12 protein-coding genes are annotated in these 13,688 nt (G+C 51.5%); 3 read left to right on the plus strand and 9 right to left on the minus strand.

Going from position 1 to position 13,688, the window contains the following annotated elements:
* A partial coding sequence (locus tag NCN04_RS02435) for an ABC transporter ATP-binding protein C-terminal domain-containing protein (RefSeq protein WP_502988740.1) occupies window positions 1-110 on the plus strand: 110 nt, incomplete at its 5' end.
* 54 nt (window positions 111-164) lie between these two features.
* A complete protein-coding gene (urtE, locus tag NCN04_RS02440) occupies window positions 165-905 on the plus strand; it encodes an urea ABC transporter ATP-binding subunit UrtE (protein ID WP_250395081.1) in 741 nt (246 codons plus the stop codon).
* Window positions 906-1,149: 244 nt separating this feature from the next.
* Here the strand turns inward: urtE and NCN04_RS02445 are convergent, their stop codons facing one another.
* The 6 genes from NCN04_RS02445 to queC form a co-directional block, all read right to left on the minus strand.
* The gene (locus NCN04_RS02445; protein WP_250395075.1) at window positions 1,150-2,220 is read right to left on the minus strand and encodes a formamidase; all 1,071 of its coding nucleotides are present in this window, start codon (window positions 2,218-2,220) and stop codon (window positions 1,150-1,152) included.
* A 135-nt stretch (window positions 2,221-2,355) separates the two neighbouring features.
* Window positions 2,356-2,937, minus strand: coding sequence for a hypothetical protein (locus NCN04_RS02450; protein ID WP_250395076.1), 582 nt, complete (start codon window positions 2,935-2,937; stop codon window positions 2,356-2,358).
* Between the two features lie 739 nt (window positions 2,938-3,676).
* Entirely contained in the window at window positions 3,677-5,272 is a 1,596-nt protein-coding gene (locus NCN04_RS02455; protein WP_250395077.1) for an APC family permease, read from the minus strand.
* A 23-nt stretch (window positions 5,273-5,295) separates the two neighbouring features.
* Window positions 5,296-6,162, minus strand: coding sequence for an aminotransferase class IV (locus NCN04_RS02460; protein ID WP_250395078.1), 867 nt, complete (start codon window positions 6,160-6,162; stop codon window positions 5,296-5,298).
* Window positions 6,159-7,502, minus strand: coding sequence for an anthranilate synthase component I family protein (locus NCN04_RS02465; protein WP_250395079.1), 1,344 nt, complete (start codon window positions 7,500-7,502; stop codon window positions 6,159-6,161). Before NCN04_RS02465 ends, NCN04_RS02460 begins: the two co-directional genes overlap by 4 nt.
* Window positions 7,499-8,179 carry a 7-cyano-7-deazaguanine synthase QueC gene (gene queC / locus NCN04_RS02470; protein ID WP_048348385.1) on the minus strand — a complete coding sequence of 227 codons (681 nt, stop codon included), beginning with the start codon at window positions 8,177-8,179 and terminating at the stop codon, window positions 7,499-7,501. Before queC ends, NCN04_RS02465 begins: the two co-directional genes overlap by 4 nt.
* 31 nt (window positions 8,180-8,210) lie before the next feature.
* Between queC and NCN04_RS02475 the strand changes: the two genes are divergently transcribed.
* Window positions 8,211-8,732: an ecotin family protein gene (locus tag NCN04_RS02475; RefSeq protein ID WP_048347537.1), complete on the plus strand. Its 522-nt coding sequence runs from the start codon at window positions 8,211-8,213 to the stop codon at window positions 8,730-8,732.
* Window positions 8,733-8,736: 4 nt separating this feature from the next.
* On the opposite strand, the gene NCN04_RS02480 is transcribed toward NCN04_RS02475, so the two are convergent.
* The 3 genes from NCN04_RS02480 to NCN04_RS02490 all read right to left on the minus strand — a co-directional run bounded on the left by NCN04_RS02480 (window position 8,737) and on the right by NCN04_RS02490 (window position 13,687).
* Window positions 8,737-9,996 carry an HlyD family secretion protein gene (locus NCN04_RS02480; RefSeq protein ID WP_048347536.1) on the minus strand — a complete coding sequence of 420 codons (1,260 nt, stop codon included), beginning with the start codon at window positions 9,994-9,996 and terminating at the stop codon, window positions 8,737-8,739.
* A 2-nt stretch (window positions 9,997-9,998) separates the two neighbouring features.
* Entirely contained in the window at window positions 9,999-12,827 is a 2,829-nt protein-coding gene (locus NCN04_RS02485) for a peptidase domain-containing ABC transporter (protein ID WP_413430081.1), read from the minus strand.
* A 116-nt stretch (window positions 12,828-12,943) separates the two neighbouring features.
* Entirely contained in the window at window positions 12,944-13,687 is a 744-nt protein-coding gene (locus tag NCN04_RS02490) for a peptidylprolyl isomerase (protein WP_250395080.1), read from the minus strand.
* Window position 13,688 lies beyond the last annotated feature (1 nt).

Consider the following 13,688-nt stretch of genomic DNA (forward strand, 5'->3'; position numbering starts at 1 on the left):
CTGTCACGGTTTTGCATCAAGGTCAAAAGTTAACCGAAGGTAGTTTGGAAGAGGTTAAACGTGATCCACGTGTCATTGAGGTATACCTAGGTCAATCAGATGATCATTGATTAGACCCTGTCTTGCTTGTTCTTTACTAATTATTAATCATGTCTTCTTTGGTTATGCAGCCACAAACATCCCATCCATCTTCTTCAGACTTTGTTCTCCGGGCTTCTGGTATTAATGTTTATTATGGTGAAAGTCATATCCTGAGAAATGTAGACCTGCAAATTCCTAAAGGAGAGATGGTTTGTTTGATTGGTAGGAATGGTGTTGGAAAAACTACTTTTCTTAAGACATTAATTGGTTTGCTGCAGCAACGCTCCGGTTCTATTTTCTATGAATCTAATGAGCTATTGTCTCAACCTCCATACCAAAGAGCTCGCCATGGAATTGGTTATGTTACTCAAGGTCGCGACATTATCCCTTTTCTAACTGTTCGAGAGAACCTTCTGTTGGGAATGGAAGCATTACCAGGAGGCATGGGTAAAAATCGGCATATAGATCCATTTGTCTATGAACTATTTCCGATTTTGGAGCAGTTTTTAAATCGAAAGGGTGGTGATTTAAGTGGTGGGCAGCAGCAGCAATTAGCGATTGCACGAGCCTTACTTGGAAAACCCAAGCTTTTGTTATTGGATGAACCTACCGAGGGAATTCAGCCATCCATTATTCTTGATATTGAACGAGCGGTCCAGAGAATTATCAAGGAGACTGGCATCAGCGTTCTTCTTGTTGAGCAACACCTTCATTTTGTGAAGCAATCAAGTTTTTACTACGCCATGCAGCGTGGTGGAATCGTTTCTAGCGGTCCGACTTCATCTCTTTCTGATGTTGTTATCCAGGAGTTTTTGACTGTTTAAAACTTATCTGGATTGCTAGTGGCTGCAATTGTTTTATCTTCTCAGTTTTTGATTTGCAATCGCTTTTCAACTCTTGCTATTTCTCTGCGAAGTGTCAATACTTGAATAGTGATTATTTATGCTCATTGAGATTTTCCCAATGGTTCTCTGAGCCTCATCCGCCTTAGCCTTCCCTTTTGGTTGAGCATAAAAAAGCCTCAGATTATTCTGAGGCTTCAATGTACTGATTTTGTAAACCTGACTATTAGGAAATCATAGCAGGTGTCTCTTCTGATATTGAAGGTGCAATGCTGCTATGACCGTTGCCGGTTGGTGGCAGAGGGCCTAATTGGACACCTTCAGGATAATACTTCCAGCCGTCTCGAATTTTAACTTTGTCATCCCATGGAAGTTTGTATTCGCCGTTCGCAAGGTCCTTAACCCATGTTAGATAATTCTCTTTCTCTCCTCCAGGTTTGCCCACGTATGCTCTGCATCCAAGATTGAAAATATTATTTTCAAGGGCCCAGTTTTCTCTTGCCTTGTCTACAAGGCGTGGGAAAAGTTCGGCTGTAACAATCTCCCAGGGATTTCTGTGACCCTGTTGGATCACATTTCCATCATAATTACATACGGTTCCTTCGCCAAAGTAGTAGAAGACGTTGTCGTAACCTGCTAAATTAACTGATATTGTATACATTAAATTCTGCCAAGCGTTGGTTCTGTTCGTCCAAATCCATTGATCGTTGACTTGCGTTGAATAGCCTGAAATCCTGATATAGACATTTGCACCTTTGTAGGCTGCCTCGCGCGCTAGTTCTGGGAACATGCCGTCATGGCAGATGCAAACAGCTAGTTTTGAACCTTTAGGTCCGTCACATACTGGCATTCCATAATTACCAGGTGACCAGGGTTCAATCGGTACCCAAGGTTGTAGTTTTCTGTAGTGTAGAGCAATCTCACCATCAGAGTTGATGATGATTGCTGTGTTGAATGGAGGGAGACTTGGGTCGTCATTCTGTTCCATCAGAGAAAAGACGCCCCATACGTCATTTTCCTTACATGCTTGGCGGAATCGATCAATCTCAGGTGAATCCACGCGTAGAAGCATTTCATCGTAGGTCCAGATCTTGGTGTTCAGACCTTGTGTCGAGTACTCAGGAAAGACAATGAGATCTAAATCGGGATAGCCAGCCTTAGTGTTAGCCAAGCATGTGCAGATTTGGTCGACTTGTGTCTGGATATCCTCAGGCCCCTTAATAACAGGAACTGGATATTGAACCATTGCGGTTAGCAATGCTTCTTCCCAAGCGCTTACGCTGCCGGTACTTGCCACAATTGGAATTTAGTAACAACCTTTATTTTCGACTCGTCTAAGCTCTTTAGTTGTCTCGATATATACATTTTGTTGGCTTTATTGCTTATGGTGTTAATTGATACTCTTGGTCATTTCCTTTGTATGAATAGCCATTTACTTGTCGCTAAAGTCACCTTTTCTGCATAGATTTTGTGATAACCGATTGGCCCATGATGGGCTTTGTTCTTTTCCTATGCTTTTTGCTTCGCCGGTAAAGTATATAAGGAGTTGCCAGTCAGTATCTCCTCCTTTGTCTCCAGGTTGTTCGCTGTCTTTCAGCCACCTTCCGTAAATGTTGTCGTATTCAGGCCAATTAGGAAGATCTGGCATGCTGCATACAACATTTACTTCGGCCAATCGAGTTGGTTTTCCGTTGCTATGGATATTAATTCCCCCATCAAATAATCCATTGGGTTGTCCTGGCGTGAATGCGCTTTCTAGGACCACTGTCTCGTCACCGACGATTGCAAGAGTGTCACCTGGCGTTGCATTGGCGATCTTGATTTCTTTCTTTTTAGAGCAGCTTGTGATACTCAGACAAGCAATGATCATGCCTGCCAGCATTTTTCTAGTGAGCGTGCTGCAGTTCATAATTGAGCGGTGGTTAAGACGTTTTTGCTTTTTGCCTGCCATCGCCCTTTGTGTAGAGATATGACTTTTTTGGGTTTTGGTATCCACTTGAGCATCACTTTTCATGATCTTTAATCAGGATTGCAATGTAACACTTGTTACTTCGTTTATACGTTCACCCTGAATGATCAGGGCGCACCGTCTTCAGGACCAGGGAACGGGGGTCCGATTTCCAAGGAGTGGAACTGATGTCTCGTTATGTTTTTAGGGGCCATTCGTATGAGAAATTCGCAAAGTCTCCTAACGTTTCAATAGCTTCTCGGGAGCTAGTTTATAGAAAGAAGTCTCCCGCTGACTATCAAAATCATATTATTCGCTCTAAAGAAACAGCGGAGCTTCTTGACATTGACATCAGTTTATTAACTGAAAGTCGGTTTATATATCGTGGATGCCCTGTTTTACCCCAGGTATCTTCGCTTCGTTCAAGAAGAACCATTCAGTCTGGGGGGTTTATTCGCTCCAGAATGACTGCTGAGCTAATAGGAGTTGAGCCAGCTCCATTCTCATCTATCACAGTTCGGCCAGGTGGCTTTTTGCGTTCTCGTCCTCTTGCCACTCTATTGGGTATTGCGCCTGCAGCCCCTGCTCGTACAAGGATCTATCGTGGGGTTCAGTATTGAATGAACCGGACATTGGGTTTGCTTTCCCATTTCATGTCGTAAGGGTTTCCTTGGTAATCTTGATAACTGTGTAATAAGCGGATAGATGTTATGGTTGTCTAGTGATCTTGTTGTTTGCTCGATAGGAATAATTCTTTTATATGTATTGTTGTCAGTTGATTGAGATGATTTCTTCAGTGATGAACTCAGTCAGCAGGTTGTCGATCGTTTCCTAAGTGTGTGAGTGCATGGGGTGATACTTCAGGCAAAGCGGTGTTGACTGCGATCGGCAGCACCAAAAGTGCCATTCCTGCTAACACTGCGAGATGGGCCAGGTTCGAGAGCTCGAAGGGTTGTCCCTTGCTGAATAACTCCATATCTAAAACAAGAAGTCCTAGATACAGACCCCACCAAAGCCCTGCTTTGGTTTCAATGGGCTGGCGTTTTCTCCAGTTGTGAAGAGCAAACAGCAGGCTTGGGATTCCGATGGCGAGCACCGCTCCCTCCAACGCTGTGCGTCCGCACCAGTTCGTCGCCCATGTCGCCATCACGAAAGCCAGGGCACTGAGTGTGGTGGGACAAGGAATCCGAAAATGTTCTCGCTCCTTGGGGAGTTGTTGGCGTAGGGCCAACAAACTTGCTGGTCCCATGGCTAGAGCGATCATCTGGGCTGCCGTGAGAAAAGCCACAACCTGTTGCCAGCCTGGGCCAATGAAGAACAGGGCGCATCCCAAGATCAAGCTGCTGATAACAGCGATATCCGGTACTCCATGTCGATTGACCCGACCCAGAGACTCAGGGAGCAGTTTGCAGCGCCCCATCATCCAGCTCACGCGAGCCGAGACCCCTAAATAGGCCATCGCCGTTGTGCTTGGGGAGAGTGCGGCGTCGATGAGTAGGAGCACCACCATCCAGCCGAGCCCAAGGCCAAGGGCAATGGCTGCGAGCGGGCCGCCATGTTGGCTGAGGCTGAGTTGGGACCATCCTTGTTGTAGGGCTTCTGGTGGCACGCTCACCAGGAAGGACCATTGCAGAACCAGGTAAATCAGCAGGCTGATCCCTAGCCCTAGTCCCATGGCTAGGGGCACATTGCGTTGGGGGTTGCGCGCTTCTCCAGCGAGGTCAACGGCTGTACGAAAGCCAAGGAGGCAAAACAGGATGCCTCCGCTTCCTACGGCATTCACAAGTTCCGTACCGGTGTCAGCTTTGATTGCAGCTGGATCGCTGGCGATCGTGACCGGGATACTCAGGTTCCCCCAGTGCTGACTGAGCAGCATCAATACACTCGCGACAAGGAGGGGCACGATCAACTTCCAGATGGTGAGGTTGTTGATCCAGCGGGCCAGCCCCTTAACGCCGTTGAGGTTGATCCAGGTGAAAAACACCATCAACACGATGGCGACAGCCAGACCGGCTCCGCTAAGAATTTGCGTGCCGTTCCGATCCTGCGTGAGCCAGGGAAGACTGCTGTCGAGATAATCGAGCATGGCTAACAGCTCGATGGTTGGGACGCACAGGTAGCTGATCCAGATGCTCCAGCCACCGATGAAGCCAGACAGGCGTCCATGGCTGAGGAGTGGAACCTGGGCTAGTGCTCCGGAACTGTTGATGAGTGAGCCCAACTCCGCAAACACCAGAGCGAGAAGGAAGGAAATCGAACCGCCAAGGAGCCATGCGGGCAGGCTGGCGGGTCCTGCTGTGCGGGCGGCGTAATAGGAGGCAAACAACCATCCCGAGCCAATGGTTCCGGTGACGACGGTCAGGGTGAGGCTCGTGAGGCTTAAGTCACGCCGTAATTCCATTCAGCCGATTAGTCCTGTTGGGCTCAGGATGACAATGATTTCTCAGAATGAGATGGCACTAAGGATCTCCAGAGGGCTTCTGCATTTCCTCTGTTTGTGAGTGGTTTGCCATTCACTTGGCTGATCGTCCTGCAGCCCAGACTGTTGATTAATAACCATTGGTCATCCGGTTGCGGTTCTGCTGCAAGCGATTGCTCTTGCACCAGTCCCTGCTTGAGGGCTTCACCCCTCATCACTCCAGGTAGGCAGCCATCGCTTAAGGGTGGTGTGAGCCACTCGCCATGGCGTTCGATCACAAGATTGGCGCTGCTTCCGCAGCACAGAGTGCCATTGGTGCTGAGCATCAATCCATCCTCAGCTCCCCTCTGTTGAGCCTCCCGGCGCACTTGAATCGCTTGTCCATAGGAAAAGGTTTTGCATCGGCTCATCAGGCTTGATGCTTGCCGATATTCATGACGACTGATCCAAGTGCGTACGGACTCGAACATTGGCGTATGAGTTTGCAATGTCATCCAAAAGCGATGCCTGGAGGGGTCGGCTGAGTTGTGATCGAGCCCAATCCCTCGTTTGCTTCCATCGCCTCGACTCCAGTTCAGGCGCAGCGCCCCTGCCCTCTGTTTGAGTCCAAGTCGTTCGATCGCTTCTTGAATCAATGGATCCAACCAGGGCCTTGTAGGAGGTGATGCCATTCCTAATAGTTCACAACTTTGCTCCCATCGACAGAGGTGTGCGTCTAATAAGCAGGGACGTTGGTGATGAATAAGGACCGTTTCGAACAGGCCATCGGCGAGCTGTAGCCCTCTGTCGCTGAGTGGCAGCTTTAGCTCTTCAGGCCGTCCCCACGTTCCGTTGATCCAGGCGATGGCGTGTTGTGGCTGAGATGCTGTCACTCCAGTGCCTCTAAAAGTGGCAGCAGTTTCCAGTCCAGTTCGTCGGCTTCTGCTTGAGGATCCGAGTCGGCAACGATTCCGCAGCCTGCATGCACCAGAAGCTCATTGTTTTTGCGCAAAACGGTGCGAATCAAAATATTGCTGTCAAAACGCCCATCCCAATTCAGCGTCAGCAAAGAGCCGCAGTAGGGACCTCGACCTTTGGGTTCTAGTTCCTGAAGCCGTTGGCACGCTCTCAGTTTTGGTGCGCCACTAATTGAACCCCCTGGCCAGCTCGCTTCCAGTAGATCCACCCAGTTCAGTCCGTCCTTGAGTTGGCCGTTCACGACCGAGGTGAGGTGGTGGACGCGGGCGTAGCTTTCGAGATGGACCAGTTGAGGAACATCGACGCTGCCAGGGATGCAGACCCTGCCAAGGTCATTGCGTAGCAAGTCGACGATCATCACGTTTTCGGCACGGTCTTTTTCGCTGCAAACCAGTGCAGCGGCTTGATCAGCATCCCGTTGTGGATCCGAATCTCGAGGGCGCGTTCCCTTGATCGGCCTTGTTTGAACAGCACCATTGGGCAGCACTTCCATGAAGCGTTCCGGCGATGTGGAAAGGAGGGCTTCGCCATTGGCTTCACCGCTGGCAACGACGAGACCGGCAAAGGGTGCCGGGCAGGCTCGACGCAAGCGCCGAAAGAGCTCCAGATTGTTGACCGATTCCTGCAACGTTGTGCTGGAGCAACTGGTGAGATTGGCTTGAAAGAGATCTCCCATCCCGATCAGCTCGCGAATTCGCTCAACGCCCTTGGCATAAGCCTGCCTGTCGCTGTGGCGTACCCAAGCTGTATGCAGGGGGTTGGGGTTGGGGAGTGCTCTCGGGCTTCGGTTGAATCGGTCACGTCGTCCCAGTATCCAGCGCTCCATTTCGGCATGGCGTTTGGCATCACGCCCCTCAATCCACACCTCCCGTTGTTGTAGGTCAAAGCGCAAAACGGGGTCGTGCCGCCCGATCCAAAGACTCGCCATGGCATCGCTTCGCCAGGAATTTGTGGGTTCGAGCCAGGCGGCGGCGTCGTAACTAAGCCAGCCCGTCCAGTGCCCCGGATCGAGCGAGCGCAGAGCTTCAAATGGATTGGTGGCTCCAACCTCCCCTGGCAATCCTCGGCAACAGCGTTGCTCGAGAGGCTCAGCTGCCAAGGTGAGCCAACGCCCCAGGTCGCTGGCATCCCCGTCCAGCCAAATCAAGCCTGCCTCGCCATGCTCTTCGGCTAGCGCTTGTGCGACTGAATCCGGTTCGATCCAGGGATGCTTGCTGCGAATCAGTTTTTGGCTGCCGGTTTGATTGGAGTTCATGGACGGCCTGGGCTGCATAGGTCTGGCCGTCCGGCGGCGAGCAACGCTTCATCACGGATGCGGCAGCTGTCGCAGACCCCACAGGGCACGTCGCCTCCGCTATAGCAACTCCAGGTCCGTTCGATGGGAACCCCTAGATGTAGTGCTTCTTCTGCAATTTTCTGTTTACTCCACTCCACAAGTGGTGCCCACAGTGTTGGACCATGGCCTTCACGTCCAGCGCGGCTGCTGAGGTTAGCGAGATCCTGAAATGCCTCTAGATAATCGGGCCGGCAGTCGGGATAGCCCGAGTAGTCCACGGCATTCACCCCCAGCACGAGTCGATCGGCACCCCGCGCTTCGGCGAGGCTGAGTCCGATCGCAATGAACACGGTGTTTCGCCCTGGGACATACGTGTTCGGGATGATGCTCGTCTCAACGCCGCTGGTGGGAAGGGTTTGGGCGTGATCGGTGAGTGAGGAGCCTCCCCACATCGCCAAATCCACGTTGATGGTGTGATGTTCAGCCAGGTTCAGAGCCTTAGCGATCTCTACGGCGGCATCAAGCTCCCTGCGATGGCGCTGGCCGTAATCAAAAGAGAGGCCTATCACGCGAAAGCCTGACTGGATGGCTAAAGCAGCAGCCGTTGCGGAATCAAGCCCTCCCGAGAGCAGGGCAATCGCGGTGGAATCGGTCATGCTTGCATTCTGTTGCCGTAGGGGTATGACCATGGGCCTGGGATTCTTGAGGCTGGTATTGCCTCTGCTGATGGTTGCTGCTTCAGCCCCTGCTGTTGCGATTCCCCGTCTTGATCTGAGTGGTTATCCAGCACCCAAGCCAGGTCTGAAGCGTTGGGTGATTCAGCCCTCGGGCCTTCTCCCGAAGAGTAACGACCCGATGATTTCAGCCCATCCACTCGATTGGCGCGTCCAGTTGATCGTGGGGAAGGAGGTGGAGATGGACTGCAATCTGAAACGCTTGTCGGGTCCGTCCTTATCAATGCAGCGACTTCCTCAAGCCTCTGGGAAGGCCTTGTTTGAAGTGAGTGGGCCAGTGCTTGTGCTGAGTACGCGCATGGCTTGCAATTCGGAACAAAACAAAGGCAAATCTTTCTTGTCCCTTGGTAAGCAGCCCTATTTGATTCCTTACAACGCGTCTTGGCCGGTTGTGGTGGATCTTCCCAATGGGGTGGAGTTGCGCTGGAGAGTTTGGAAAGCTGAGACGCGTCAGCAGGAAGCCGTGAAGCTTTGATGTCTTAGAGCTCTCTCAAAGAATCGGTTTTGCTTCGAAACGTATTCAGAAGAAGTTGCAGATAGCTAACGCTGCGTAATTTGATATTTGCCGTGAGAGACATTCCAACTTGTAGTGGTAGTGTCTTGCCGTTTTTAATCTTAAGTTGTTGGCTGTCTAGTTTAATTACGGCAGGGTAGGAATATCCCTGACGCATTTGTTGTTGATCAGGTGGGAGAGCATCTGATCCCACGGAAAGGACTTTCCCCTCCAGCACTCCAAAATCGCTTGCAGGGAAGGAGTCAATGCTGATATCAGCTTGTTGCCCAATGCGCACGAATCCGATTTTGTTGCTCGGAATTTCAACATCAGCTTCAAGCGTATTGAAGGGCACAACCTTCAATACGGCCTGGGATGATTGGGCCTGAGAGATATACCCAGGATTGTTCAGCTTTAAGTCAAAAACGATGCCACTGACTGGAGCTCGAAGAGTTTGATTCTTGTTGGTTACTCTTACTTCGGTGAGGTTTGCGTTGAGCTGTGCGCGTTCACTGCGGAGTCCAGCCAGTTCGGCATTTAATTGTTCAATTTGTTGATTGATCTGATTGATCTGGCGTTCACCTTCAAGCTTTAACTGGGTTAACTCTCCCTTTAGTCCAGCCACTTTGTTGCGTTGCTGCAGGTACTGGATATCAGGTGCGGCTCCTTCTCTGGCTAAGCCTTGAAGTCGATCAAGAATCTGGCTTTCAAGATCCAAATTGTTGCGGGTGGTTGAAATTTGCTCACGATTGAGATCCAGCGTGCGTTTGCGCTCCATTTTTTTTAGGGAGAGTTGCTCCTGTTTCTGCAGGATTTGGGATGTTTTCTCCTTGACACCTTGTTCGAGAGACTTCAGCTGTTCGGCTGTGCTCTCCTGATCAAGGCGAATCAGCGCCTGGTCTTTGATCACACGTTCACCGCTTTTCACCAGGATTTCTTCGACGACTGCGCCTACGGGGATCCTTATTTCTTTGACGTTGCCCACAGGTTCGAGTTTGCCTGTGGCCACGACCACCTCTTCGGTACGGGCAATGCCCAGCCAGCCGATGAAAAAGACGGTTGTACCGATCAAGCTCCAGGTCACCGCTTTGACCCAAACCTGACTTTGCTGGAGGACAGCTTCGTTGTGAATGCCAGTCCCGACGCTGCTTTCGAGTTTGTTCTGGGCTTGGCGGACCAGATTGCCGATGGGATTGGTACCGGTGTTACTGCTCTTTGGGGGTAGCTTTTTGTTTGGTTCTGTCATCTTCAGCTGGCCTCCTGTTGGCGGTAAAGGGCGTAGTAGCGGCCACGTTTTTCCATCAATTGATCGTGGGTTCCCTGTTCGACAACGGCCCCTTGGTGCATCACCACAATTCGGTCTGCCCGGCGCACGGTGCTGAGTCGATGGGTAATGAAGAAAACGCTGCAGTCATGCAATGCATTGATCAAGTTGTCGCAAACCTTGCGTTCGGTTTCGTAGTCAAGAGCGCTGGTGGCTTCATCCATCACGAGAAGTTTTGGATTGGCGAGCAGGGTCCTTGCAATTGCAATCCGTTGCCGTTGGCCACCACTGAGTGATGCGCCCCGCTCACCAACTGGCGTGGAGTAACCACTTGGCAGTTGCATGATGAATTCATGGGCGCAGGCGATCTTGGCAGCCGTCACGATCGTGTCGCTTGCAACATCAGGCTGGGTGAGTGCGATATTTTCACTCACGCTTCCTGAGAACAGAAGTGGATCCTGGGGCACGATGCCAATTTGGCGTCGCAGCGAATAAAGCTCCACTTTGTCGATGTCGTAGCCATCGATCAGGATCCTGCCTTGATCAGGGGCATAGAGCCTGGGCAGTAATTTCATCAAGGTGCTTTTCCCACTACCGCTCTGCCCCACGATTCCAACGAAGGTTCCAGCTTTCACATGCAAATCAATGTCATTCAGCACAGGTGGTGAGCTTTTGCTGAATGTGAAGCTGAGGTTTTCGAAGCTCACATCTCCCTGAAGAGAAGGAAGCGGAACTTTGGCCTTATCAAGTTCGTTGGATTCCTGAGGTGTATCGATCACATCAGCGAGACGTTCGAAACTGACTTTCAACTCCTGGATGCTCTGCCAGATGGTGGAAAGGCGTAAGAGCGGCTGGGTGACGTAACCAGAAATGATCCGGAATGCGATCAATTGTCCCAGTGTGAGTTCTCCCGAGAGAACCAATGTGGCGCCGACCCAAAGCACCAGCAGCTGAGAAATTTTTTGCAGCACTTGAGACGTCTGACTTAGTGCTGTGCCGCTGATGGTTTTCTCGAAGGTGCTGCTGATGTATTCGGCATAGCGCTCTTGCCAGGTATAACGACTGACCATTTCCACGTTCTGACTCTTCACCGTTTGGATACCAGTGAGCACCTCTACTAAGTGACTCTGCGTTTTGGCATTGGCTTCTGCAGCTTTTCGATACTGACGCCGGAATAGGGGCGCTCCGAGCAGGGTGAGCGCTACCTGAATTGGGAGTACGGCGAGGGCGATAAGGGTGAGCAACCAGCTGTAAAAGAGCATCACCACGATGTAAATCACTGAGAAAGCAGCATCAAGAACTGTGGTGAGGGCTTGGCCAGTTAGGAAGTTGCGAATCTTCTCCAGCTCGCTGATCCTTGAGCCCAGTTCACCGACGGGCCGCTTGTCGAAATAGCCAAGGGGCAAGCGCAGAAGATGGTCGATGACTTCTGCACCGAGACGCTGGTCAATGCGATTGGTTGTTTCAGCGAAGAGGAACGTTTTGAGGCTTCCAAGCACTCCTTCGAGAATGGTCACTGCAACCAGGGCGATCCCGAGCACTTGAAGGGTGTCCAAGCTGCGCTGATTAATCACCTTGTCGATGATGACCTGAATCAGCAACGGATTCGCCAGTGTGAAGAGCTGAATGACAAAGCTGGCTGCCAGCACTTGCACTAAAACGGTGCGGTAGCGCTTTAGCGCCGGCCAGAACCAACCTGGGCCAAACTTTTGTTCAGGAGTGGTATTGGTGCGATCGAGCAGCAATAATTCGATGCCTTCTGGGAAGACTTCTTCCAGTGCTGAGGCTGGTAGATCGACGAATCCCTGGCTAGGTGAGGCGAGCACGACGCCGCGTTCATCACTACGGGTCACGAGCGCGAAGCCGCCCTGCCAAGGGATCATGGTGGGTGTCTGCAAGCGGGTGCCGAAACGCGCAGCAACCTTGGCGCCCGAGACATGCAAGCCAAGACCTGCTGCGATCTGGCCACAGAGGCGCAGGGTCGGAGTCTGGCCACGGCTTAATTGTTCACGGAGAACCTTCTCAATCGCGTCGCGCCGAAATGGCAGCTTCATCAGCTTTGCCAGCATCTGGAAGCAGGCGAGGGTTTCTTGCAACGGTCCCTCTCCGCCGACGAAAAAGTCGCGGTCGTCTGATTTGCTGCTGTTGAACCGGCTAACGGGAGGCCTCAGCGGTGCCTTGGGGATGTCTCTGTCTTTGGACTCGTCTTCTAAGTCGTTGCCGACAATGTCTCTTTGGACTAGTTCCGCAGCAGCGGTGTCCCTGAGTTGATGGATGGCGGCATCAGGCAGAGCAATGATTCTCAAAGGCAGCTTCTGTTGTTCAGTCGCTACAGCTGCTACCTCTTCTAGGGTTTTGAGCTCCTGGTCGAGCTTGGCATCACCTTTGTTAGAGGGGTCTCCCGCGAGGAATAGGTGTTGATTGGCTTCAAGTGCCTTTTGGACTGCATCAGCGTCGACGGCATCGAGGATCTGCGCTTGGGGCAGTAGGTCTTCAATCCAGCTGTTCAGCGATCGAGTTTGTTTGGGTGTTCGATTCAGGAGGACTTGTAAAAGCGATGCCAGCTCGGCCGTCCATAGATGGCTGAGGCATTCGGCCCTGATGGTTGGGTTGTTTTGAGCTAGATCCAAAAAGATGTCGTCGCTGAGCCTGCGCACCACAAGCTCAGACGCTGCTCGCACGTCTTCGCAAGGAGATCCTCGTAAAAGAGAAGCCGCTCCAACCAGTTCTCCCGCTTCCAGTTTGGAGAGGGTGCTGAGACGTCCATCTTGTTCGCCAAGAAGGCGGGCTGTGCCACGTTCGATCAACAGCACTTGGCCAGGAATAAATCGTCCTTCGCTTAGGGGTTGACCTAATTCATAGCGAAGCAGCTCTCCGCGTTCGAGGAAGACTTGTTTCAGGGCCTGCAGGCCATTGGAAGAGGTTGAGGTCAGGAGATTGAGGCTTGCTCTCGATCATTCTCTCGGCTGCAGACCGATTTGACGAGATGGTTGGTCTCGCTTGTGATCCATTGCTCAAGGAGTTCTGACGCCATGCGTTGTCGCATGGTGTCGTCGAAGCTTGCCTCCATGCGTTCTTCTAGGCGTGCCACAACCCACCACTGTTCAATGGCTATGGGTTCGAGAACAACTCCGGCGGGGGCGGTTCGTAAGAGCTGCTGAAGTTGCGGATGGGCACGCGAGATAGGGGCTGGTCCCACTCTGCCGCCACTGCGTTGCTCGGGGCCTTCGCTGTAGCCAGTCGCCAACGTCTCGAAACTCGTTTCACCGGCCTCTAATTGAAGGTAAAGCTCATGAGCGACCCCTGATTCTTTCACCCTCAGGAGGCTGTATGTGGCCTGATCTAGAGCTTCTTTGCGTTGAAGAAATCGAGCTTCTGCCTTGATAGAAAAAGAATCCATCGCCAGTTTGCTTAGCTTGATGGGGAGGCTGAGCTGCTCAAGAAGTTCGTCTTTGCTGATGCACCGCTCTGACAACCAGTGATTGAGGGATTCTTCGCTGTTGAGCTGCTGTTGCCGGCAATGGTTTGCGAAGGCTTGTTTTAAAAGCTCCTGAGGGGGATTGAGCTCTTGGGTCGACTCTTCAATTAGCAAACGGCGAACAAGTTGCTGCAACTGGTCTGTGCGTCTCAAAAGGTCAACTGTGTCGCTCTTAACGTCGTTGAACTTCGACAGC

The sequence above is a fragment of the Synechococcus sp. MU1655 genome, from assembly GCF_023630655.1.
Classification (GTDB): Bacteria; Cyanobacteriota; Cyanobacteriia; order PCC-6307; family Cyanobiaceae; genus Synechococcus_C.

Coding starts and splice junctions, on each gene's coding strand:
- NCN04_RS02480 (WP_048347536.1), bottom strand. CDS start 9,996: ATGACAGAACCAAACAAAAAGCTACCCCCAAAGAGCAGTAACACCGGT.
- urtE (WP_250395081.1), top strand. CDS start 165: ATGCAGCCACAAACATCCCATCCATCTTCTTCAGACTTTGTTCTCCGG.
- queC (WP_048348385.1), bottom strand. CDS start 8,179: ATGACCGATTCCACCGCGATTGCCCTGCTCTCGGGAGGGCTTGATTCC.
- NCN04_RS02475 (WP_048347537.1), top strand. CDS start 8,211: ATGGGCCTGGGATTCTTGAGGCTGGTATTGCCTCTGCTGATGGTTGCT.
- NCN04_RS02465 (WP_250395079.1), bottom strand. CDS start 7,502: ATGAACTCCAATCAAACCGGCAGCCAAAAACTGATTCGCAGCAAGCAT.
- NCN04_RS02455 (WP_250395077.1), bottom strand. CDS start 5,272: ATGGAATTACGGCGTGACTTAAGCCTCACGAGCCTCACCCTGACCGTC.
- NCN04_RS02450 (WP_250395076.1), bottom strand. CDS start 2,937: ATGAAAAGTGATGCTCAAGTGGATACCAAAACCCAAAAAAGTCATATC.